Here is a 22,111-nt window from a genome sequence, read left to right as displayed (position 1 = left end):
GTTGATTAAAATCTTAAGCCACTTTCACGAGCTGCGTCAGCTAACGCCTTAACTCGTCCATGATATTTATATCCAGATCGATCAAATGCAATAGTTGCTATTCCTAATTTTATGCCCTTATCTGCTATTCGTTTTCCAACAAGAGATGCTGCTTTGGTGTTACCTCCTGAACTTATTTCAGCACGTATCTCAGGTTCCAAAGTAGATGCACTTGTAATTACTTTATTATTTTTATCATCAATTAACTGTGCATATATATGCGAATTACTTTTATGAACAGATAATCTTATTAAACCTAATTTAGCTATAATCGCTCTAGTTTTTTTAGATCTCTTGATACGCTTACTTTTTGAGTTCATCATAATATTTTGTTTATTTTTTCTTCGTTTCTTTGAGAGCAATCACTTCATCTGAATAACGAATCCCTTTACCTTTATAAGGTTCCGGTTTTCTGTAGGCTCTTATATCCGCAGCAACTTGCCCTACTTTTTGCTTATCAATACCTTTAATAATTATTTCTGTTTGTGTAGGAGTTTCAATTTTGATTCCGCCAGGAATTTCAAAGTCGATCGGATGGGAGAAACCTAAAGTAAGATTCAACTTATCTGCTGTAGCCTGCGCCCTATATCCTACGCCAACCAATTGAAGTTTCTTCTCAAATCCAATCGAGACTCCATATATCATATTGGCTACAATTGCTCTAGTGGTCCCAGAAATTGCATTCGCTTGCTGAGATTCAGATTTTACTTTTATTCTTAAAATGCTTTCTGACAGATCAAATAAAAGATTATCTGCTATTGAGAATTGCAGAGTTCCCAATGGTCCTTTTATGTGAATATCATCCTCTACTATACGAATTTCTACATTTGATGGAACACGTATTGGATTGCTACTAACTCGTGACATTTTAAATTAAATCCTCTAAACAACTGTACACAAAAGCTCGCCACCAATACCTAAAGCTCTTGCTTTATTTTGTGTCATTACACCCTGCGACGTAGAAACTATCGCTATACCCAATCCATTCATCACGCTTGGCAAGTTTTTACTAGATTTATATATCCTCAATCCAGGCTTGCTTATTCTTTTTATTTTCTCAATTACTGCCAAATTCGCATGATATTTGAGAACTATCTCTAGTGTGCTTTTATTATTTTTGCCTGTTATAACAAAATCATTGATGTAGCCTTCATCTTTCAATACACTCGCAATTGCAGATTTTAAATGCGAATTCGTCATATTTACAGTTTGCTTTTTTGCTAACTGTGCATTTCTAATTCTAGTTAACATATCTGCAACAGGATCGCTCATACTCATGTTAATATACTCTATTATTCGTAAAATTATATACTTATAAAATCAGAGGTTCTATAGAAGAATTTTTATTTTTACCAACTAGCTTTTATGAGTCCAGGAATTTTTCCACTCATAGCCATATCTCTTAATTTATTTCTTCCCAATCCAAATTTAGAATAAACTCCTCTTGGTCTTCCTGTTAGAGAACAACGATTTCTTAAGCGAACAGGGCTTGAATCTCTAGGAAGTTTTTGTAATTCTTGGCGTGCTAAAAAACGTTCATCATCACTTAGAGCAGAATTATTTATTTTTTCATACAGTTTTTTTCTTTTTGAAGCAAATTTATTAACTGTTTCTTGCCTTTTTTCATTTCGATTGATAATCGCAATCTTCGCCATTTTATTCTCAATTCTTAAAAGGAAAATTAAATGCAGTCAACAAAGCTTTTGCTTCTTTATCGCTCTTAGCAGTAGTAGTAATAGATATATTCATACCACGTAAAGCATCGATTTTATCATAATCAATTTCAGGAAAAATAATCTGCTCTTTAATTCCCATATTGTAATTACCTCTCCCATCAAAAGCCCTTCCTGATATCCCTCTAAAATCGCGTATTCTAGGAATTGCAATTGTAATCAGTCTATCGAGAAATTCATACATTCTAATTTTTCGCAGGGTAACCATGCATCCAATTGGATAATCTTTTCTTACTTTAAATGTCGCTATTGATTTTTTTGCCTTCGTCACCACAGGTTGCTGACCACAAATCTTTTTTATATCAGAAATTGCGTTCTCAACTATTTTCTTATCCGTTGTTGCTTCACCAAGTCCAATATTAAGTGTTATTTTGCTAATATAAGGCACTTCCATACTAGATTTATATCCAAATTGTTCCATCAATTCTTTTTTAATAGTGTTCCGATAATAGTCTTGCAAACGAGCCATATAATTACATCTCCTTTTATCCTTCAATCTGCTCATTAGTTGATTTAAAAATGCGCACCTTGTTATTCACGGAAAATTTGAAACCAACCCTATCTGCTTTTTTGGATGTAAAATTATAAATTGCTACATTCGATATGTGTATCGATGCTTCTTTACTTGTGATTCCGCCTGTAACACCTGTTGCCGGATTTGGCTTTTGATGTTTCTTAACCAAATTAATACCTTGAATTATCAACCGATCAGTTTTTATTGCGCGAAGTACTGTTCCTCTTTTTCCCTTATCTTTTCCCGCAATAACAATAACATCATCGCCTTTCCGTATTTTTCGCATAAAAATTCCTTTAGCTGCTACAAAACTTCTGGAGCAAGCGATACTATTTTCATAAAACGAGCATTACGCAATTCTCTTGTAACTGGACCAAATATACGCGTTCCAATTGGCTCTAATTTATTATTCAAAAGCACCGCAGCATTTTCATCAAATTTTAATAATGAACCGTCTACTCGTCTGACACCTTTCGCAGTTCGAACTACTACCGCATTATAGACCTCACCTTTTTTTACTCTTCCTCGAGGCGCTGCATCTTTGATACTGACTTTAATAATATCTCCAATACCAGCATATTGTCTTTTTGAGCCCCCGAGGACTTTGATACACATTAGCGATCTAGCGCCTGTATTATCAGCAACTCGTAATATCGATTGCATTTGTATCATTTATTATTCTCTTTCTCTGAAAAATAATATATTTAAAATCAATTCTTCCAACGGCTTCTATTTTACTGTTTCAAGATGCTTTATCAACTTGCTTAACAACTTTCCAACTTTTTGTTTTTGACAAAGGTCGGCATTCTTCAATTAAGACAATATCACCTATAGCGAGACTATTACTTGTATCATGTGCATGATATTTTTTAGATCTCGTTATAAATTTTGCATAAAGCGGATGTTTTATTCTACGCTCAACTAAAACAGTGACGGTTTTTTCCATCTTATTACTCGTGATTTTTCCTGTCAGAGTACGATTTAATTTTTGACTATTCATGATTAATCTATTTTCTGCTTAATGACAGTTTTGATTCTGGCTATATCTTTTCTAATCATTTTTAATTGACTAGTATTTGAAAGCTGTTGAGTCGCTAATTGCAGTCGTAAACTAAACTGCACTCTTAATAAATTGATTAACTCTTTATTTAATTCAGATAGTGATTTCTCTCTTAACTCATTAGCCTTCATCGTTATCCGCCAATTTGTCTGATTGTAAATACTGTTTTGATTGGCAGTTTCGCAGCTGCAAGTCTAAATGCTTCTTTTGCCAATTCTTCATTAACTCCATCCATCTCATACAGAACTTTACCAGGTTGAATCTCAGCTACAAAATACTCAGGACTGCCCTTTCCATTACCCATTCTAACTTCCGCTGGTTTATGAGAAATTGGTTTATCAGGGAAGATTCTTATCCAAATACGACCACCTCTCTTGATATGTCTAGTCATTGCTCTTCGAGCCGCTTCTATCTGGCGAGCTGTTAATCGACCACGATCTACTGCCTTTAAGCCAAATTCCCCAAAACTTACTTTTGATCCACGTACCGCAATTCCTGTATTTCTTCCCTTTTGCTGCTTTCTATATTTTGTTCTAGCTGGTTGAAGCATGTTTTTCCCCAGTATTTATTTTTTCTGGATAATCTAATTTAATTTCTAAAATAGAACTTTTTATAATTCAATAGGTTTATCAGATTTTGTATCAACTTCATTTATAAATGAGGTAGTAGTTTTTTTATTAACTTTTTTCTTCTCACCATTTGAATTAACACTTGAAACATTAGAGTTAATCGAATTATCTTTCCCTAATATTTCACCTTTAAAGATCCATACTTTGATACCGATTATTCCATATGTTGTTTTTGCTTCTGAGGTTCCATAATCAAGATCAGCTCTTAACGTATGCAGTGGCACTCGCCCCTCGCGATACCATTCGGTCCGCGCAATTTCTATTCCGTTCAATCTTCCAGAACTCATTATTTTTATACCTTGAGCACCTAGTCTCATAGCATTTTGCATTGCTCTTTTCATTGCTCTACGAAACATAATCCTTTTTTCTAACTGTTGAGCAATATTGTCAGCAATCAGCTGTGCATCCAATTCAGGCTTTCGAATTTCTTCAATATTCACATGAACCGGAACTCCCATTCTTTTTTGTAGTTCACTTCGCAATACTTCTATATCTTCGCCTTTCTTTCCAATAACAACCCCTGGTCGAGAACTGAATATTGTAATTCTGGCGTTTTTTGACGGTCTTTCTATTAAAATCCTACCAACTGATGCATTTTTTAACTTTTCTTTAAGAAAAGTTCGTACTTTTATGTCCTCATTTAGCATGGTCGCAAAATTATTGCTATTTGCATACCATTTTGATTGCCAATTTTTCTGAACTGAAAGACGAAACCCAGTTGGATGTATTTTCTGACCCATATCAATTAATGCCTTTCCTTTTATTTAATCTGACTTTTGCTGTCACTTACTGTGAGTGATATGTGACATGTTGGTTTTACAATTCTATTTCCTCGGCCTTTTGCACGTGCACTGGTTCGTTTCATCAATGTTCCTCGATCGATAAAAATCGATGAAACTCTAAGTTCATCAATATCAGCGCCATCATTATGTTCAGCATTTGCAATAGCTGACTCTAAAATTTTTCGTATTATTTCAGCACCTTTTTTAGGACTGAAAGTTAATATACTGAGTGCTTTATCTACTGGTAAACCTCTAATTTGATCAGCAACTAAACGCCCTTTTTGCGCCGACAATCTGATACTTCGTAATTTAGCAGTTGTTTCCATTATTATATTCCCTATCGCTTAGTAACTGCTTTTTTATCACCAGCATGGCCTTTGAAAGTTCGAGTTAGTGAGAATTCGCCAAATTTATGACCAATCATATTCTCTGTTACTAAAACCGGAATATGTTGCTTTCCGTTATGCACTGCAACAGTCACTCCAATAAAATCCGGCAATATCGTTGATCGTCTTGACCATGTTTTTATTGGTCTTTTATCATTTGTTTCACGAGCTTTCAAAATTTTCTGCATTAAGTGTGTATCAACAAATGGTCCTTTTTTTATTGATCGTGCCATTTAATAAATCATCCTTTTCTTGAATAGCGATGACGAACAATCATTACTTCTGTTCGTTTATTTTTTCGAGTCCTATATCCCTTAGCTGGAACCCCCCAGGGACTTACGGGATGTCTGCCTGCTGAAGTTCTTCCTTCCCCGCCTCCGTGTGGATGATCTATAGGATTCATTGCGACGCCTCTAACAGTCGGTCTAATTCCGCGCCACCGCACAGCTCCAGCCTTGCCGATCGATCTTAAATTATGCTCTGCATTGCCAACTTCTCCGATTGTTGCACGACAATCAATATGAACCTTCCGCATTTCACCAGATCGAAGTTTCAATTGTGCATAATTCCCTTCTCGCGCTTGTAATTGAATTGATGCTCCTGCTGATCTTCCTAATTGCGCTCCTTTACCAGGTAATAACTCCACGCAGTGTATAATTGTTCCCATTGGGATATTACGGAGCGGTAATGCATCTCCCGGCTTTATTTGCGCATTCTTTCCACTGAAAATTTTTGTGCCAATAGTTAAGCCTTTAGGAGCAATGATGTATCTTCTTTCCCCATCTTGATAACAAACTAAAGCAATATTAGCTGTTCTATTAGGATCGTATTCAATACGCTCAACTACTGCCGCAATATCATCTTTGTCACGTTTGAAATCTATTAATCTATAGTGATGTTTATGTCCTCCACCTCGGTGCCTAGTCGTTATATGTCCGTGGTGATTTCTTCCTGCCGTTTTTGCTTGTTTTTCAGTCAAATTTTTATAAGGATCACCTTTATGTAAGTCCTTATTAATTAATTTTACAACCGCCCTTCTGCCGGGAGAGGTAGGTTTTTGTTTAACAAGTGCCATTATTTAACCTCTGTATTCGAAAAATTTGTAAAATTTAATTCCTGCCCTTTCTCGATACTTATAACGGCTTTTTTCCAATCACTTCTTCGTCCCATGAAACGGCCTACTCTTTTTCTTTTTCCTTTCACATTAATCGTTTGAACATTTTTCACTTCTATTTTCTGTTCTTTCCATAATAACTCTATGGCATCTTTTATTTCTTTTTTGGTTGCATCTGATACGACACGAAATATAGTTTGATTATTTTTCTCACCAATATATGTAGCTTTTTCAGATATATGAGGTGCTAATATTATTTTTAATAAACGCTCTTGATTGATATTTAATTTTTTCATGATAAAAGCTCCTCAAGTTTCCTTAACCCTTCAGACGTCAGCAAGATTCTTTCGAATTTCAAAAGACTAACAGGGTCTATATTTTTCACTTCCACAACAGAAACTCGTGGGACATTCCTTGATGAAAAATATAAATTATCATCTACTTGATTTGTTATCAGCATTACTTCGTTTAATCCGAATGCTGACAATTTTTCTACAAAAGTTTTCGTTTTATGTGTATCAATACTAAATGCATCCGTTACTAGTAATCGATCATCACGAATTAGTTGAGATAAAATAACGCTTAGGCCAGCGCGATACATTTTTTTGTTAAGTTTTTTTCTAAAATTCTCATCGGGGCTATTTGGAAAAATCTTCCCACCCCCACGCCAAATCGGACTTGATGCCATTCCTGCACGAGCACGTCCTGTTCCTTTTTGACGCCATGGCTTTCGAGTTGATTTTGCAACATCTGAACGGCCCTTTTGAGCTCGAGTAGCACCTCGCGCATTCGATAGGTAAGATGTAATCACCTGATGAACAAGTGCTTCATTGTAATCTCTATTAAAAAGCTCATCAGAAACCGTAATATTCCCTGATGTTTGATTTTTTTCACCGATAAGCTTTAGTTCCATTACTTGTTCACCTTTTTATTCATTTTACTAATTTCTCTATTTCTTCACTTTTATGCTGGGGCGCACTATAACATTCCCACCTTTTGATCCAGGTATTGCGCCTTTAACTAGCAATAAATTTCTTTTATCATCAACTCTTAAAATCTCTATATTTTGCACAGTTCTTTTTACATTACCCATATGACCAGACATTCGTTTCCCAGGAAATACTCGCCCCGGATCCTGAGCCATTCCAATTGATCCTGGTTTATTGTGCGCTTTCGAATTACCATGACTAGCTCTATTAGAAGAAAAGTTATGCAACTTTATGGTGCCCGCATACCCTTTACCTATAGTTGTTCCTGAAATATCAACCTTTTGACCAACCCTGAAAATATTACATTCGATTGCTTTTCCATTTTGGAACTGATCAGAAATTTCTTCTGCACCCATCCGGAATTCTTTTGCGATACTTCCGGCTTCAACACCTGCCTTTGAAAAATGTCCTTTTGCTGGTTTATTGACTCTAGTCGCTTTTCTTTTTCCAAAAGTTAACTGGACAGCGGAATAACCATCAGTCTCAATTTTTTTTATCTGAGTTATACGATTATTGGAAACATCAATTACCGTTACTGGCAAACTATCTCCATTTTCCGTAAAAATCCTCGTCATTCCGACTTTACGTCCAATCAATCCCATTCCCATTTTTAACCTCTTTCGGCGTAAACATACTACGCTTTGTAAATCATTTATCTAAGTCGCTTATTTCTCAACTTATTAGAGAATAATCTATAATTTAATCTCAACGTCAACACCAGCCGGCAAATCCAATTTCATCAAGGCATCTACCGTTTTATCTGTTGGGTCAATAATATCCATTAATCTCAGGTGCGTTCTAATCTCGAATTGATCACGAGAGGTCTTATTTACGTGAGGCGATCGAAGCACATCAAAGCGCTCTATTCGTGTAGGCAACGGCACAGGCCCTTTAACCACAGCGCCCGTTCTTTTCGCTGTTTCAACTATTTCAAGCGCTGACTTATCTATCAATCGATAATCGAAAGCTTTGAGACGAATTCTAATTTTCTGATTCTGCATATTTTATTCCCGAGCTTATAAATTCAATATCATCGTTTGATTGAACTCAACTCTTCATCGCCCTCTTAATATCACTCAATAATTTTTGCGACCACACCGGCACCTACCGTTCTTCCGCCTTCACGTATCGCAAACCTTAACCCATCTTCCATCGCAATCGGCGCAATTAAATTCACCGTCACCGATACATTATCCCCAGGCATCACCATCTCCGTACCCGCCGGCAACTCTATCGCTCCCGTAACATCCGTCGTTCTAAAGTAAAATTGCGGCCGATAGCCAGGAAAGAAAGGTGTATGTCTTCCGCCTTCATCCTTACTCAACACATAAATCTCTGCCGTGAATTTGGTGTGAGGGGATATGCTGCCCGGTTTTGCCAGCACTTGACCTCGCTCAACCTCTTCCCGTTTTGTACCCCGTAACAATATTCCCACATTATCACCAGCCTGACCTTGATCCAGTAACTTGCGGAACATTTCAACGCCGGTACAAACCGTCTTCAGTGTGGGCTTGAGACCAACAATCTCAATTTCATCACCTACCTTGATAATACCTCTTTCCACACGCCCGGTTACTACCGTTCCGCGGCCAGAAATCGAGAACACATCCTCAACCGGCATAATGAATGCGCCGTCAATCGCGCGTTCCGGTTGCGGTATATAACTATCCAGCGCTTCCGCCAGTTTCAATATGGAAGGTTCACCGATATCGCTTTGGTCTCCTTCTAACGCTTTCAGCGCTGAGCCAACAATGATTGGCGTATCGTCACCTGGAAAATCGTACTTCGATAACAGTTCACGTATCTCCATCTCCACCAACTCAATCAACTCGGCGTCATCAACCATATCCGCTTTGTTCATGTATACGATAATGTACGGAACACCTACTTGACGCGCCAGCAATATATGCTCACGCGTTTGCGGCATCGGTCCGTCGGCTGCGGACACAACCAGAATCGCTCCATCCATTTGCGCCGCACCGGTAATCATGTTCTTCACATAGTCCGCGTGCCCAGGACAGTCCACATGCGCATAATGGCGACTCGCTGTCTCATATTCTACATGCGCCGTATTGATGGTAATTCCACGCGCACGTTCTTCCGGTGCCGAGTCAATCTGATCGTAGCTCTTCGCTTCGCCGCCAAATTTCTTCGTCAATATCGTCGTGATCGCCGCCGTTAGCGTCGTCTTTCCGTGGTCAACGTGTCCTATCGTACCAACATTTACGTGTGGCTTCGACCGCTCAAATTTACTCTTTGCCATGTCCTGTTCCTTTACACTCTCAACAATTCGATTATTTTTTATTAATTATCGCATCTGCCACATTCTTTGGAGCTTCGGAATAATGTTTAAACTCCATTGAATATGTTGCTCTACCCTGTGTGGCCGACCTTAAAGCTGTTGAATAACCAAACATCTCGGCCAGTGGAACCTCAGCCCGGATTACTTTGAATCCTGGTACATCGTCCATACCCTGGATCATACCTCGCCTTGATGACAAATCTCCCACCACATTCCCCATAAAATCCTCAGGAGACTCTACCTCCACCGCCATCATGGGTTCCAATAGCACCGGATTGGCTTTACGCATACCATCTTTAAATGCTATTGATGCGGCCATTTTGAATGCATTTTCATTTGAATCCACATCATGATATGAACCATCAAAAAGAGTAACCTTAACATCCACTACGGGATATCCCGCCAACACCCCGCTAGGCAACGTTTCCAACAATCCTTTTTCTACCGCAGGTATATATTCACGTGGCACTGATCCACCTTTTATCTCATCAACAAACTCAAATCCCTTACCTGCCTCATTCGGTTCCATTCTTAACCACACATGACCATACTGACCACGCCCACCTGATTGCTTAACAAACTTTCCTTCTATTTCTACGGACTTTCTTATAGCTTCGCGATACGCAACCTGCGGAGCGCCGACGTTAGCCTCTACACCAAACTCACGTTTCATCCGATCAACAATAATCTCTAAATGCAATTCACCCATTCCAGAAATTATCGTCTGACCCGATTCTTCATCGGTCCGCACCCTAAACGAAGGATCTTCTTGCGCCAATCTATTAAGCGCGATACCCATTTTCTCCTGATCCATTTTAGTTTTTGGCTCAACAGCAACATGAATCACCGGCTCAGGAAAATCCATTCTCTCCAATGTAATTACTTTTTGTGGATCACAAAGAGTGTCCCCCGTTACCACGTCTTTTAAACCCACAGCCGCCGCAATATCCCCCGCTCGCACTTCCTTTATCTCTTCACGCTGATTGGCGTGCATTTGCAAGATCCTGCCTATCCTTTCTTTTTTACCTTTGACTGGGTTATAGACAGTATCTCCGGACACAACAACACCGGAATAAACTCTAAAGAAAATGAGTTGCCCTACATAGGGATCCGTAGCAATCTTAAAAGCAAGCGCCGAGAACGGCTCATCATCATCTGCTGCACGTTTATCCGCCTCACCATTTTCATTTTCACCTTGTATCGCTACTATATCTGTCGGTGACGGCATGTAATCTATGACTGCATCCAGCATAGCTTGAACACCTTTATTTTTAAAGGCGGTACCGCACATCATGGGTACTATTTCATTATTGATAGTCCGTGCCCGCAAACCACTCTTGATTTCAGAAATCTCCAAATCTCCGTTTTCAAGATATTTATTCATTAGATCTTCGTTTGCTTCGGCCGCTGATTCAAGCATTTTTTCGCGCCATGCCTGAGCATCCACTTTCAAATTTTCCGGTATATCGCGTTCCTCGAATTTCATTCCTCGGCTTTCATCATCCCAGTAAATAGCCTTCATTTTCACCAAGTCAACGATACCCTCGAATTTATCTTCCGCACCAATTGGAAGCTGTATTGGCACTGGCATTGCTTTGAGTCGAGCCCTAATTTGCTCATAGACACGCATAAAATTCGCACCCGACCGATCCATTTTGTTCACAAAGGCCAGACGTGGCACCTTGTACTTATTGGCCTGCCTCCACACTGTTTCGGTTTGCGGTTGCACTCCGCCCACGGCACAAAAAACAGTACACGCGCCATCCAGCACGCGCAACGATCGCTCTACTTCAATAGTAAAATCAACGTGACCGGGCGTATCTATTATATTAATGCGATGCTCAGGATAGTTGCCTCCCATCCCCCTCCAAAAACAGGTTGTTGCTGCTGACGTAATCGTGATGCCCCTTTCCTGCTCTTGTTCCATCCAGTCCATAGTAGCCGCACCATCATGAACCTCGCCCAGCTTATGTGATACGCCCGTATAAAAAAGAACGCGTTCGGTGGTCGTTGTCTTACCAGCGTCGATATGCGCCATAATACCTATGTTTCTATAACGCTCTATTGGAGTTTTTCTTGCCACAGTTTAATGCCTTACGATTAGTTCAACTTACAATTTACTCTGCACCGACACACCAATAACCCGACTCACTAAAATCTGAAATGTGAGAATGCTTTATTGGATTCCGCCATTCTGTGCACCTCTTCTCGTTTCTTTACTGCACCACCGCGCCCCTCAGCAGCCTCTGCCAACTCACCCGCCAGTCTGGCATCCATCGATTTCTCACTTCTTTTTCTGGCCGCATCTCTTAACCAACGCATCGCTAGCGCATTCCGGCGCACCGAGCGAACTTCAACCGGCACTTGATAGTTTGCCCCGCCAACGCGACGGCTTTTAACCTCTACAATTGGACGAACATTCGTTAAAGCTTGCGTAAAAACCTCCAAAGGATCACTTCCGGTTTTTTTCCCTATGTGCTCCAACGCACCATAAATAATTCTTTCCGCAACAGACTTTTTGCCACGCGTCATGAGCACATTAACAAATTTTGCCAATTCAACATTGTGATACTTTGGATCAGGCAATATTTCACGCTTTGGCACTTCTCTACGTCTTGGCATTATGTAACCTCTTTCTTACGCAAAATTTTTATAACACTAACTTCTTTAATTCAGTGAATATTAAAGTATGTTTCAAGCAGTTTTTGGTTTCTTCGAGCCGTATTTTGACCGCCCTTGTTTACGATCTTTAACGCCAGCCGTATCCAGACTACCCCTGACGGTATGATAACGCACACCCGGCAAATCCTTGACACGACCGCCACGTATCAGCACCACTGAGTGCTCCTGAAGATTGTGCCCCTCGCCACCGATATAACTTGTCACTTCAAATCCATTCGTCAACCTAACCCTAGCCACCTTTCGCAGTGCCGAGTTGGGCTTTTTAGGTGTAGTTGTATATACCCTTGTACACACTCCCCTTTTTTGCGGACTGTTCTCAAGCGCTGGAACATTGCTTTTCACTCGCTTAGCAACGCGTGGTTTTCGAACTAACTGACTGATTGTCGGCATTTCTGTATCCTAAAAAACTGTAACGGCTCACTGCCGTTCTTTATCTGTTTGCGGGGTTTATTTTATTACCCAACCAAAATTCTTATTGGCATTTATTTATCTGCATCTCATCTGAGCTCAAGATGCGGCAAAAAAGAGAGCGGATTCTATTGTGTTTATCAAACTATGTCAACATTAAGATAGGTAACCTTTAAAATTCTGACAATTTGCTTTACCTATCCGATCTTGATTATTCCCAGAACTTATAAACCAAATTCTGCCGGCTTACCGTTGAATATTTTCCATCACCGTTAATCTCTGAAATTTTGAAATTGCAATGGAAAGTTATCGATGGATTTTTTTATCAACTGAATCACCTCTTGCAGTACATCTTTTTTGGCGCCGGCCACGCGTACCATATCACCCTGGATACTGGCTTGCGCTTTCAGTTTGCTGTCTTTAATCTGCTTAATGATTTTTTTTGCTAACTCCGTTTCCAATCCGATCTTGACCGTTACCAGCTGCTTCACTTTGTTTCCACTGATCTTCTCCACCTGACCTTTATCCAAGCAGCGCACATCCACATTACGCTTGGTCAATCGGGTGCGGAGAATATCCAATATTTGCTCTAGTTTAAACTCGTCATCCGCGAATACCGTCAGCTGATAATCTGACTGCTCCACTCTCGCATCGGAGCCTTTAAAATCAAATCGCGCACCGACTTCCTTGTTGACTTGATCGACAGCATTTCTGACTTCCTGTTTATCAACTTCCGAAACAATATCAAATGAAGGCATTATTTCTCTCTTCGTACTAACAATAAAACCTGCAATTTCCTGCAAATTTGTTATTCGGGGATAAACCGGTGATTTTGATCAAGCTGCCAAAATCAATCAGGCGAAAAATTAACTGTTACTTTCTCTTTTTTCCGGCATTAGCTGCAATACGCATTCTTAAAGCATTCAATTTGATGAATCCGGCCGCATCCCCTTGATTATAAGCACCGGCGTCGTCTTCAAACGTTGCGATGGTCGGATCAAACAAGGAATCGGTTGGTGAATCTCGGCCGACCACAATGACATTTCCTTTATATAACTTCAGTCTCACCCAACCGTTTACTTTTGCCTGACTCGCATCGATCATCGTCTGCAACATCTTACGTTCCGGACTCCACCAATAACCGTTGTAAATCAGTGCGGCGTAGCGCGGCATTAAATCATCCTTCAAATGCGCCACTTCCCGGTCCAGCGTAATCGACTCAATGGCACGATGCGCTCGCAGCAGAATCGTTCCACCCGGCGTTTCATAACAGCCGCGCGATTTCATGCCGACATAGCGATTCTCCACCAAATCCAATCTGCCGATGCCATGCTTCCCGCCTAATTGATTAAGTTTCTCCAGCACACTCGCCGGTGATAATGCCGTGCCGTTCAGTGCCACCACATCTCCGCACTTAAACTCTAAATCCAAATACTCGGGTTCGTCCGGCGCTTTTTCCGGCGATACGCTCCAGCGCCACATGGATTCCTCCGGCTCCACCGCGGGATCCTCCAGAATCCGTCCTTCATAGGAAATATGTAACAGATTGGCATCCATGCTGTACGGCGATCCCGCTTTCTTTTTCATTTCGACTGGAATGCCATGCCGCTCGGCGTATTGCAGCAATTTTTCCCGAGAGGTCAAATCCCACTCGCGCCACGGCGCGATCACGTGAATATCCGGCTGCAATGCGTAATAACCCAACTCGAAACGCACTTGGTCATTGCCTTTACCGGTTGCGCCGTGAGAAACCGCATCCGCACCGGTTTCCTTGGCAATCTCGATCTGCCTTTTGGCGATCAACGGACGAGCAATACTGGTACCTAGCAAATATTCACCTTCATAAATCGTGTTGGCGCGAAACATGGGAAACACAAAATCGCGCACAAACTCCTCACGCAGATCATCGATATAAATTTCCTTTATACCGAACTGTTTTGCTTTCGCACGCGCCGGCTCGACTTCCTCGCCTTGCCCGATATCCGCGGTAAAAGTAACAACTTCGCATTGATAGGTATCCTGCAACCATTTCAGAATTACAGAGGTATCCAATCCTCCGGAAAATGCCAATACCACTTTTTTAATTTTTTTCATTGTTCCCAATAGGTTCGTTTACTGAGCGCCATACGATACTGCGCTCTTCATTAATCCCAAATTTCCGATTTAACTACCTGCGCTGACTCTGCCAAGCAGCAAATATTCCATCAATGCTTTTTGCGTATGCAGCCGGTTCTCAGCTTCATCCCACACCACCGATCGTGGTCCTTCCAGCACTTCAGCGCTTACCTCTTCACCGCGATGCGCCGGCAAGCAATGCATGAACAATGCATCCGGCTTTGCCAACGCCATCATTTCCTGATCTACACAAAACTCGGCAAAGTCATTCTTTCTTTGTTCCGCTTCGGCTTCGAATCCCATGCTGGTCCACACATCCGTTGTCACCAGATCCACGCCGGTCACTGCTTGATGCGGACTCTTGAATTTCTCAAAATGCGCGGTGCTTTTAAGTCCTATCCGATCAGGATCGATATCGTAACCTGGCGGCGTCGAGACATGCACTTTGAAATTGAAAATTTCGGCTGCCTGCAGCCAGGTATTGCACATATTGTTGGAATCGCCGATCCAAGCTACGGTTTTGCCTTCAATACCACCGCGGTGTTCGATATAGGTAAAAATATCGCTCATAATCTGACAGGGATGATACTCATCGGTTAATCCATTGATAACGGGCACCCGGGAGTGTTCCGCAAAACGGCTGACGATGTCATGTTGATACGTCCGGATCATGACCAGATCGACCATGCGGGAAATCACTCGCGCCGCATCTTCGACCGGTTCCCCGCGCCCCAGTTGGGTATCGCGCGTCGATAGATAAATGGCCGCACCGCCTAATTGATGCATGCCGGCTTCAAACGATAAACGTGTGCGCGTTGAACTCTTATCGAATATCATCGCCAGCGTGCGATCCGTCAGCGGCCAGTATTGCCGGTATTGTTTGAATTCTTGCTTTATCCAGCGAGCGCGTGCGAACAGATACTCATATTCGTCACGGCTAAAATCATTGAATTGCAAAAAATGCTTTATTTGCATAACAAGGTAGATAGCCAATCAGCCATATAGATTCAGAGCCGTCTGCTTAGCTATTCAAGAACTCCTCTATCAGTGAGCACGTGATATTCACGACTTGCTCAGCTTCGTCGCGCTGCATTACAAACGCAGGAAGCAGACGAATCACTTTATCCGATGTCACATTAATCAGTAATTTCTTCTCCAAGGCTTTTTTCACCAACTCAGCGCAAGGCACGGAAAGCTCAACGCCGACGATCAGCCCCTGACCACGAACTTGCACGACACCCGCTACATTTGCCAGTTGATTTCTTAACCGCTCGCGCATGAAATCGCCCAACTCGGTCGCATGATCGAGCAAACCTTCATCGGCTATCACATTCAGCGTTTCGATCGCCGCGGCGCAGGCTAAAGGATTGCCGCCAAACGTAGAAGCATGATTGCCCGGCTTAAAAACCTCGGCCGCTATGCCCTTCGCCAGGCAAGCACCGATCGCCACACCACCTCCCAGCCCCTTGGCCAGAGTGACGACATCCGGCATGATCTGGCTATGCTGAAACGCGAACCATTTGCCACTGCGCCCGATGCCGGATTGCACCTCGTCCAGCATCAACAACCAGTCATTCTGATTACACAAATGGCGCAATTCCTGCAGATAATGCACTTCAGGAATATTGACCCCGCCTTCGCCCTGGAAGGGCTCCACCAGTACTGCAACGACATCTTTATTATTGGCGGCAACCTGTGCAATCGCTTCCATATTGTTATAGGGAACACGCACAAAACCGGACAGCAATGGTTCAAATCCGGCTTGTACTTTACGGTTTCCGCTGGCAGTGAGTGTCGCCATGGTACGGCCATGAAATGACCGCTCCATGACAATGATCGTCGGCAGCGATATTCCCCGGTTATGCCCATGCAACCGGGCCAGCTTGATTGCCGCTTCGTTCGCTTCCGCGCCGGAATTGCAGAAAAATGCGTTGTCCATTCCAGACAACTCGGTCAGACGATCGGCCAGCCGTTCCTGCTTTTCGATGTGAAAAAGATTGGACGTATGAATCAACTTCCCGGCTTGTTCGCAAATCGCCTTGGTCAATCTCGGATGGCAGTGCCCCAATCCGCACACGGCAACACCGGATAACGCATCCAGATAACGCTCGCCCCGGTCATCCCATAACCACACGCCCTCGCCTTTGGCGAAAGTAACCGGCAACCGTGCATAGGTATTCATCAAATTAGACACAGCACCACACTCGCATTTTTAGATGGAAAATTCAATTCAGCGCTTCTCCCGGTAAGGTAAGCTAAGGAAAATTTGAAAAAGTTGTAATGTTTACCTATTTAATCTGCTTTTTCAAGCTTTTTTGTTTGAGTATAACCTTATTCAGCGCAATTTTTACCCGTTCATAACCCAAAGTTAATCGAGAAACGATGGCAGCATGTTAGAATGGCCCGATTGATAAATTTCTGATACCCGGTTTCAAGAAGATACATTTCTGCGTCATAACCCGTTGTTTCTCACAAAATCATAAGCTATGAATCAGTTCGCCAAGGAAACTTTGCCGATCAGTCTTGAAGAAGAAATGCGGCGTTCCTACCTTGATTACGCCATGAGCGTCATCGTGGGCCGTGCCCTGCCGGATGTCCGGGATGGTCTGAAGCCGGTGCACCGGCGCGTGTTATTTGCCATGCACGAGCTGTCCAACGACTGGAACCGGCCGTACAAAAAATCCGCACGTATCGTCGGTGACGTCATCGGTAAATACCATCCGCACGGCGATACCGCGGTCTACGATACCATCGTCCGGATGGCGCAGGATTTCTCATTGCGTTACATGCTGATCGACGGGCAAGGCAACTTCGGTTCTGTCGACGGCGACAATGCCGCGGCCATGCGTTACACCGAAATTCGCATGTCGCGCATCGCGCACGAGCTGCTGGTCGATTTGGACAAGGAAACGGTCGACTTCGGCCCGAACTACGACGGTTCGGAACAAGAACCACTAATTCTGCCCGCTAAAATCCCGAATCTGCTCATCAACGGCTCTTCTGGCATCGCCGTCGGCATGGCGACCAACATTCCGCCACATAATTTAGGCGAAGTGATCGATGCCTGCCTGGCGCTGCTTAAAAATCCGGAAATCAGCATCGATGAGCTGATCGAACTTATCCCGGCGCCCGATTTCCCGACCGCAGGCATCATTTACGGCGTCGAAGGCGTCAGAGACGGTTACCGCACCGGCCGGGGCCGCGTGGTGATGCGTGCACGCACGCATTTCGAGGATATGGAAAAAGGCAGCCGCCAATGCATCGTCATCGACGAACTGCCGTACCAGGTTAACAAAGCTAATTTATTGATACGCATCGGCGAACTGGTGCGCGACAAGAAAGTCGAAGGCATTTCCGATCTGCGCGACGAATCCGACAAATCCGGCATGCGCGTTGTCATCGAATTGAAGCGCGGCGAGCTGCCGGATGTCATCCTGAACAATCTGTATAAAGAAACCCAGATGCAGGATACCTTCGGCATGAACATGGTGGCATTACTCGACGGCCAGCCGCGGCTGCTGAACTTGAAACAGATTCTCGATGCCTTCCTGCGCCACCGCCGCGAAGTCGTCACGCGGCGCACGGTATTCGAGCTGAAAAAAGCGCGCGAACGCGGTCATCTATTGGAAGGTCTGGCGGTTGCGTTATCCAACGTCGATGAAATCATCGCATTGATCAAGGCCGCGCCGACACCGGCCGACGCCAAAGAAGGTTTGATGGCGAGAACGTGGCATTCCAATCTGGTTGAAGAAATGCTGAAGCGTGCGCTGGCCGATGCCAATGCCTTGCGCCCCGAAGGTCTGGATACCGCTTTTGGTTTGCAAGCGCAAGGCTACCGGCTCTCCGACGCTCAGGCGCAAGCGATCCTGGATTTGCGCCTGCAACGCTTGACCGGTTTGGAACAGGAAAAAATCGTCAACGAATATAAGGAAGTGATCGACAAGATCATCGACTATCTGGATATTCTGGCCAATCCGGAGCGCATTACCCGCATCATCACGGAAGAATTGGACGCCATCCGGCAGCAATTCGGCGATAAACGGCGCAGTGAAATCGTTCTCGACGCGCAAAATTTAAGCATCGAAGACTTGATCGCTCCCGCCGATGTCGTCGTGACGCTCTCGCACAGCGGTTATATCAAATCGCAATTGCTCGACGATTACCGCGCGCAAAAACGTGGCGGACGCGGCAAGCTGGCGACCAGTACCAAGGAAGACGACTTCATCGATAAATTGTTCATCGCCAACACGCACGACTACATCCTGTGCTTCTCAAGCCTGGGACGGGTTTACTGGATCAAGGTCTACGAAGTGCCGCAAGGTGGACGGCAATCGCGCGGCAAACCGATCATCAATTGGGTGCAACTCGAAGAAGGCGAAAAAATCAACGCCATACTGCCGGTCAAGACCTTCGACGACGATCACTTTGTCTTTATGGCGACGGCTTTCGGCACCGTCAAGAAAACACCGCTGTCGGAATTTTCCCGTCCGCGCAACAACGGCATCATCGCCATCGGTTTGGATGAAGGTGATTATCTGATCGGCGTCGAATTGACCGACGGCAAGCACGACGTGATGCTGTTCTCCGACAACGGCAAAGCCATGCGCTTCGACGAAAACGATGTGCGGCCGATGGGGCGTACCGCGCGCGGCGTGCGCGGCATGAAGCTCGGCCCGGGACAGCAGGTCATTTCGATGCTGGTGGCTGAAAATGAAGAACTGGCAGTACTCACCGCCACTGAAAACGGTTTCGGCAAACGTACGCCAATCGGCGAATACACTCGCCACAACCGTGGCACGCAAGGCATGATCGCGATCATCACCAGCTCGCGCAACGGCAAGGTGGTCGCGGCGAAACTGGTCAAACCGGATGACGAAATCATGCTGATCACTTCCGGCGGCGTGATGATCCGCACGCGTGTCAACGAAGTACGCGAAATGAGCCGCGCCACGCAAGGCGTCACCCTGATCAACCTCGATCCGGGTGAGAAACTGGCCGGACTGGAACGCGTCGTGGAAAGCGAAGATAGCGAAAGCGACGGCTAAGCGCTGACAATCTACCGGGAAACACGCAATGGAACAGATCTATAATTTCAGCGCCGGACCCGCAGTGCTCCCCAAGGAAGTGCTGCAACAGGCACGCGACGAAATGCTGGACTGGCACGGCAGTGGCATGTCGGTGATGGAAATGAGTCATCGCGGCAAGGAATTCATGGCCATCGCGGCGCAAATGGAAAACGATCTACGCGAACTGGCGGGGATTCCGCAAAACTACAAGGTGCTGTTCTTGCAAGGCGGCGCTTCCAGCCAATTTGCCATGGTGCCGATGAATCTGCTGCGCGGTAAAACCACAGCGGACTACATCAACACCGGTCAATGGTCAACCAAAGCGATCGAAGAAGCCGGCCGCTATTGCAGCGTCAATGTCGCCGCGTCATCCGCAGACGCGAATTTCACCTACGTGCCGCCGCAAGAACAATGGCGCCTCAACGCGCAAGCCGCGTATGTGCATTACACCAGCAACGAGACCATCGGCGGCGTCGAATTTCAATGGGTGCCTCAAACGGATGTTCCGCTGATCGTCGACATGTCGTCCGACATCCTGTCGCGTCCGCTGGATGTGACCCGTTTCGGCTTGATTTATGCCGGCGCGCAAAAGAATCTCGGCCCCGCCGGGTTGACGCTGGTGATCGTACGCGAGGATTTGTTGGGAAAACCTCTGCCCGGCACACCGACTTTGTACGACTATCAGATTCACGCCCAGAACGATTCGATGTACAACACGCCGCCCACTTATGCCATGTACATCACCGGTTTGGTGCTCACTTGGCTGAAGAAACAAGGCGGATTGGCGGCGATGGAAAAAATCAACATCGCCAAGGCGGATCTACTGTACAACTATCTCGACAGCACCGACTTCTATCATTGTCCGGTGGCGAAAGCCGACCGTTCGCGCATGAACGTGCCGTTCACATTAAAAGATTCCGCGCTGGACGGCGAATTTCTCAAGCAAGCGCAACAAAACGGTTTATTGCAACTGAAAGGCCATCGCTCAGTCGGCGGTATGCGCGCATCGATCTACAATGCCATGCCGCTCGAAGGTGTCGCGAAACTGGTCGCGTTCATGAAGGAGTTTGCTAATCGCTATGCCTGAACAACAAATCTTCAAGATTCTGACGCTCAACGCGATCTCAGCGCACGGACTCAACCGCTTTCCCGCCGATCATTATCAGGTCGGTCATGACATCGAGGAACCGGATGCCATCCTGGTGCGCTCGCACAATATGCTCAACAACATCATCCCGCCGAGTGTCAAAGCGATCGGCCGCGCCGGCGCGGGCACCAATAATATTCCGGTCGATGCCATGAACGCGCGCGGCGTGCCGGTCTTCAATACGCCCGGCGCCAACGCCAACGCCGTCAAGGAACTGGTGCTGGCCAGTTTGTTTCTGGCTGCACGCAATCTGGTTCCGGCATTGCAATTCGCCGACAGCCTGCAAGGCGACGATGCGGCATTGAACAAGCAAGCTGAAGACGGTAAAAAACGCTTCTCCGGCATCGAATTGCCGGGGCGCACGCTGGGTGTGATCGGTTTGGGGGAAATCGGACGTTTGGTAGCCAATTCGGCCATCCGGCTCGGCATGAAAGTCATCGGTTTCGACCCGAAGATCACCGTCGAATCGGCCTGGAGCCTGTCGGCGGAAGTCAAAAAGGCCAACAGCATGGAAGATCTGCTGCGCCACAGCGAATTCGCCAGCGTGCACGTGCCGCTGCTCGATTCGACGCGGCATTTGATCAATGATAACAACATACAGTTGATGAAGCATCATGCGACTCTGCTGAATTTTTCGCGCGCCGCGATCGTCGACGAAGATGCAATCCTGCGAGCCATCGCTGCCAATAAAATCAAAACTTACGTCAGCGATTTCCCCAGCCAGAAACTGCAACACCAGAAAGGCGTGATCACGTTGCCGCACCTCGGCGCATCGACCTCTGAGGCGGAGGACAACTGCGCCGTGATGGTAGTTGATCAGTTGATCGATTTCCTGCAGAACGGCAATATCGCCAACACCGTCAACTTTCCCGATACACAGATGGAACGCGAAGTACCTTACCGCGTCGCCGTCGCCAACGCCAACGTGCCGAACATTCTCGGGCAGATTTCGACCAGCATGGCCAAAGCCGGACTGAACATTCATACCATGATCAACAAATCGCGCGGCGAAATGGCGTATACGCTGGTGGATACCGACAGTCCGGTGCCGCCACCGGTTTTGCGCGAGATTTCATCGATCAGCGGCGTGCTGATGGCGCGCTACCTGCCGTTTGCGCAGTAAACTCCGCGCAATGACCGTATTG

Annotated in this window: 29 protein-coding genes; 3 read left to right on the top strand and 26 right to left on the bottom strand. The window is 44.8% G+C overall.

Annotated features, from left to right (window positions below):
• Positions 1 to 5 precede the first annotated feature (5 nt).
• From rplR to HRU77_13025, 26 genes are all read right to left on the bottom strand, one after another.
• Entirely contained in the window at positions 6 to 359 is a 354-nt protein-coding gene (rplR, locus tag HRU77_13150; GenBank protein ID QOJ22182.1) for a 50S ribosomal protein L18, read from the bottom strand.
• Between the two features lie 13 nt (positions 360 to 372).
• The gene (rplF, locus tag HRU77_13145; GenBank protein ID QOJ21542.1) at positions 373 to 906 is read right to left on the bottom strand and encodes a 50S ribosomal protein L6; all 534 of its coding nucleotides are present in this window, start codon (positions 904 to 906) and stop codon (positions 373 to 375) included.
• Positions 907 to 921: 15 nt separating this feature from the next.
• A complete protein-coding gene (gene rpsH / locus HRU77_13140) occupies positions 922 to 1,317 on the bottom strand; it encodes a 30S ribosomal protein S8 (protein QOJ21541.1) in 396 nt (131 codons plus the stop codon).
• Between the two features lie 71 nt (positions 1,318 to 1,388).
• A complete protein-coding gene (rpsN, locus tag HRU77_13135) occupies positions 1,389 to 1,694 on the bottom strand; it encodes a 30S ribosomal protein S14 (protein QOJ21540.1) in 306 nt (101 codons plus the stop codon).
• A 7-nt stretch (positions 1,695 to 1,701) separates the two neighbouring features.
• Complete coding sequence (gene rplE, locus HRU77_13130; protein ID QOJ21539.1) at positions 1,702 to 2,241, bottom strand: 50S ribosomal protein L5; 540 nt, start codon at positions 2,239 to 2,241, stop codon at positions 1,702 to 1,704.
• 16 nt (positions 2,242 to 2,257) lie between these two features.
• Entirely contained in the window at positions 2,258 to 2,572 is a 315-nt protein-coding gene (gene rplX / locus HRU77_13125) for a 50S ribosomal protein L24 (GenBank protein QOJ21538.1), read from the bottom strand.
• A gap of 17 nt (positions 2,573 to 2,589) precedes the next feature.
• On the bottom strand, positions 2,590 to 2,958 hold the full coding sequence (rplN, locus tag HRU77_13120) for a 50S ribosomal protein L14 (GenBank protein QOJ21537.1): 369 nt from the start codon (positions 2,956 to 2,958) through the stop codon (positions 2,590 to 2,592).
• A gap of 70 nt (positions 2,959 to 3,028) precedes the next feature.
• Complete coding sequence (rpsQ, locus tag HRU77_13115) at positions 3,029 to 3,286, bottom strand: 30S ribosomal protein S17 (protein QOJ21536.1); 258 nt, start codon at positions 3,284 to 3,286, stop codon at positions 3,029 to 3,031.
• A 2-nt stretch (positions 3,287 to 3,288) separates the two neighbouring features.
• On the bottom strand, positions 3,289 to 3,477 hold the full coding sequence (rpmC, locus tag HRU77_13110) for a 50S ribosomal protein L29 (protein QOJ21535.1): 189 nt from the start codon (positions 3,475 to 3,477) through the stop codon (positions 3,289 to 3,291).
• 2 nt (positions 3,478 to 3,479) lie between these two features.
• Positions 3,480 to 3,896, bottom strand: coding sequence for a 50S ribosomal protein L16 (gene rplP / locus HRU77_13105; GenBank protein ID QOJ21534.1), 417 nt, complete (start codon positions 3,894 to 3,896; stop codon positions 3,480 to 3,482).
• Between the two features lie 60 nt (positions 3,897 to 3,956).
• Positions 3,957 to 4,715 carry a 30S ribosomal protein S3 gene (rpsC, locus tag HRU77_13100; protein ID QOJ21533.1) on the bottom strand — a complete coding sequence of 253 codons (759 nt, stop codon included), beginning with the start codon at positions 4,713 to 4,715 and terminating at the stop codon, positions 3,957 to 3,959.
• A 20-nt stretch (positions 4,716 to 4,735) separates the two neighbouring features.
• Positions 4,736 to 5,083: a 50S ribosomal protein L22 gene (gene rplV, locus HRU77_13095; GenBank protein QOJ21532.1), complete on the bottom strand. Its 348-nt coding sequence runs from the start codon at positions 5,081 to 5,083 to the stop codon at positions 4,736 to 4,738.
• An 11-nt stretch (positions 5,084 to 5,094) separates the two neighbouring features.
• Positions 5,095 to 5,376: a 30S ribosomal protein S19 gene (gene rpsS / locus HRU77_13090; protein ID QOJ21531.1), complete on the bottom strand. Its 282-nt coding sequence runs from the start codon at positions 5,374 to 5,376 to the stop codon at positions 5,095 to 5,097.
• A gap of 8 nt (positions 5,377 to 5,384) precedes the next feature.
• Positions 5,385 to 6,218: a 50S ribosomal protein L2 gene (rplB, locus tag HRU77_13085; GenBank protein ID QOJ21530.1), complete on the bottom strand. Its 834-nt coding sequence runs from the start codon at positions 6,216 to 6,218 to the stop codon at positions 5,385 to 5,387.
• A complete protein-coding gene (gene rplW, locus HRU77_13080) occupies positions 6,218 to 6,553 on the bottom strand; it encodes a 50S ribosomal protein L23 (protein QOJ21529.1) in 336 nt (111 codons plus the stop codon). The genes rplB and rplW overlap by 1 nt, the downstream gene beginning before the upstream one ends.
• Positions 6,550 to 7,170: a 50S ribosomal protein L4 gene (rplD, locus tag HRU77_13075; GenBank protein QOJ21528.1), complete on the bottom strand. Its 621-nt coding sequence runs from the start codon at positions 7,168 to 7,170 to the stop codon at positions 6,550 to 6,552. Before rplD ends, rplW begins: the two co-directional genes overlap by 4 nt.
• Positions 7,171 to 7,206: 36 nt before the next feature.
• Positions 7,207 to 7,854: a 50S ribosomal protein L3 gene (rplC, locus tag HRU77_13070; protein ID QOJ21527.1), complete on the bottom strand. Its 648-nt coding sequence runs from the start codon at positions 7,852 to 7,854 to the stop codon at positions 7,207 to 7,209.
• 84 nt (positions 7,855 to 7,938) lie between these two features.
• Positions 7,939 to 8,247, bottom strand: coding sequence for a 30S ribosomal protein S10 (gene rpsJ, locus HRU77_13065; protein QOJ21526.1), 309 nt, complete (start codon positions 8,245 to 8,247; stop codon positions 7,939 to 7,941).
• A gap of 71 nt (positions 8,248 to 8,318) precedes the next feature.
• A complete protein-coding gene (gene tuf, locus HRU77_13060; GenBank protein ID QOJ21525.1) occupies positions 8,319 to 9,509 on the bottom strand; it encodes an elongation factor Tu in 1,191 nt (396 codons plus the stop codon).
• Positions 9,510 to 9,540: 31 nt separating this feature from the next.
• Positions 9,541 to 11,631 (bottom strand): elongation factor G, encoded by a 2,091-nt coding sequence (gene fusA, locus HRU77_13055; protein QOJ21524.1) that lies wholly within the window; start codon positions 11,629 to 11,631, stop codon positions 9,541 to 9,543.
• Positions 11,632 to 11,699: 68 nt separating this feature from the next.
• A complete protein-coding gene (gene rpsG / locus HRU77_13050) occupies positions 11,700 to 12,170 on the bottom strand; it encodes a 30S ribosomal protein S7 (protein ID QOJ21523.1) in 471 nt (156 codons plus the stop codon).
• A 72-nt stretch (positions 12,171 to 12,242) separates the two neighbouring features.
• Positions 12,243 to 12,620, bottom strand: a complete 378-nt coding sequence (rpsL, locus tag HRU77_13045; protein ID QOJ21522.1) for a 30S ribosomal protein S12 — start codon at positions 12,618 to 12,620, stop codon at positions 12,243 to 12,245.
• A 290-nt stretch (positions 12,621 to 12,910) separates the two neighbouring features.
• Positions 12,911 to 13,396 (bottom strand): YajQ family cyclic di-GMP-binding protein, encoded by a 486-nt coding sequence (locus tag HRU77_13040; GenBank protein QOJ21521.1) that lies wholly within the window; start codon positions 13,394 to 13,396, stop codon positions 12,911 to 12,913.
• 115 nt (positions 13,397 to 13,511) lie between these two features.
• Entirely contained in the window at positions 13,512 to 14,732 is a 1,221-nt protein-coding gene (locus HRU77_13035; protein QOJ21520.1) for an argininosuccinate synthase, read from the bottom strand.
• 69 nt (positions 14,733 to 14,801) lie between these two features.
• Complete coding sequence (gene argF / locus HRU77_13030; protein ID QOJ21519.1) at positions 14,802 to 15,728, bottom strand: ornithine carbamoyltransferase; 927 nt, start codon at positions 15,726 to 15,728, stop codon at positions 14,802 to 14,804.
• Between the two features lie 46 nt (positions 15,729 to 15,774).
• A complete protein-coding gene (locus tag HRU77_13025; GenBank protein ID QOJ22181.1) occupies positions 15,775 to 16,935 on the bottom strand; it encodes an aspartate aminotransferase family protein in 1,161 nt (386 codons plus the stop codon).
• Positions 16,936 to 17,239: 304 nt separating this feature from the next.
• Between HRU77_13025 and gyrA the strand changes: the two genes are divergently transcribed.
• From gyrA to HRU77_13010, 3 genes are read left to right on the top strand one after another with little or no spacing between them, the layout of a single operon-like run.
• Entirely contained in the window at positions 17,240 to 19,798 is a 2,559-nt protein-coding gene (gene gyrA / locus HRU77_13020) for a DNA gyrase subunit A (protein ID QOJ21518.1), read from the top strand.
• A 28-nt stretch (positions 19,799 to 19,826) separates the two neighbouring features.
• Entirely contained in the window at positions 19,827 to 20,906 is a 1,080-nt protein-coding gene (serC, locus tag HRU77_13015; protein ID QOJ21517.1) for a 3-phosphoserine/phosphohydroxythreonine transaminase, read from the top strand.
• Complete coding sequence (locus tag HRU77_13010; protein QOJ21516.1) at positions 20,899 to 22,089, top strand: 3-phosphoglycerate dehydrogenase; 1,191 nt, start codon at positions 20,899 to 20,901, stop codon at positions 22,087 to 22,089. Before serC ends, HRU77_13010 begins: the two co-directional genes overlap by 8 nt.
• Positions 22,090 to 22,111: the final 22 nt, after the last annotated feature.

This window comes from Gammaproteobacteria bacterium (assembly GCA_015709615.1).
In the GTDB taxonomy this organism is placed as follows: domain Bacteria; phylum Pseudomonadota; class Gammaproteobacteria; order Burkholderiales; family Nitrosomonadaceae; genus Nitrosomonas.
This window is presented reverse-complemented; position numbering and strand designations above follow the sequence as displayed.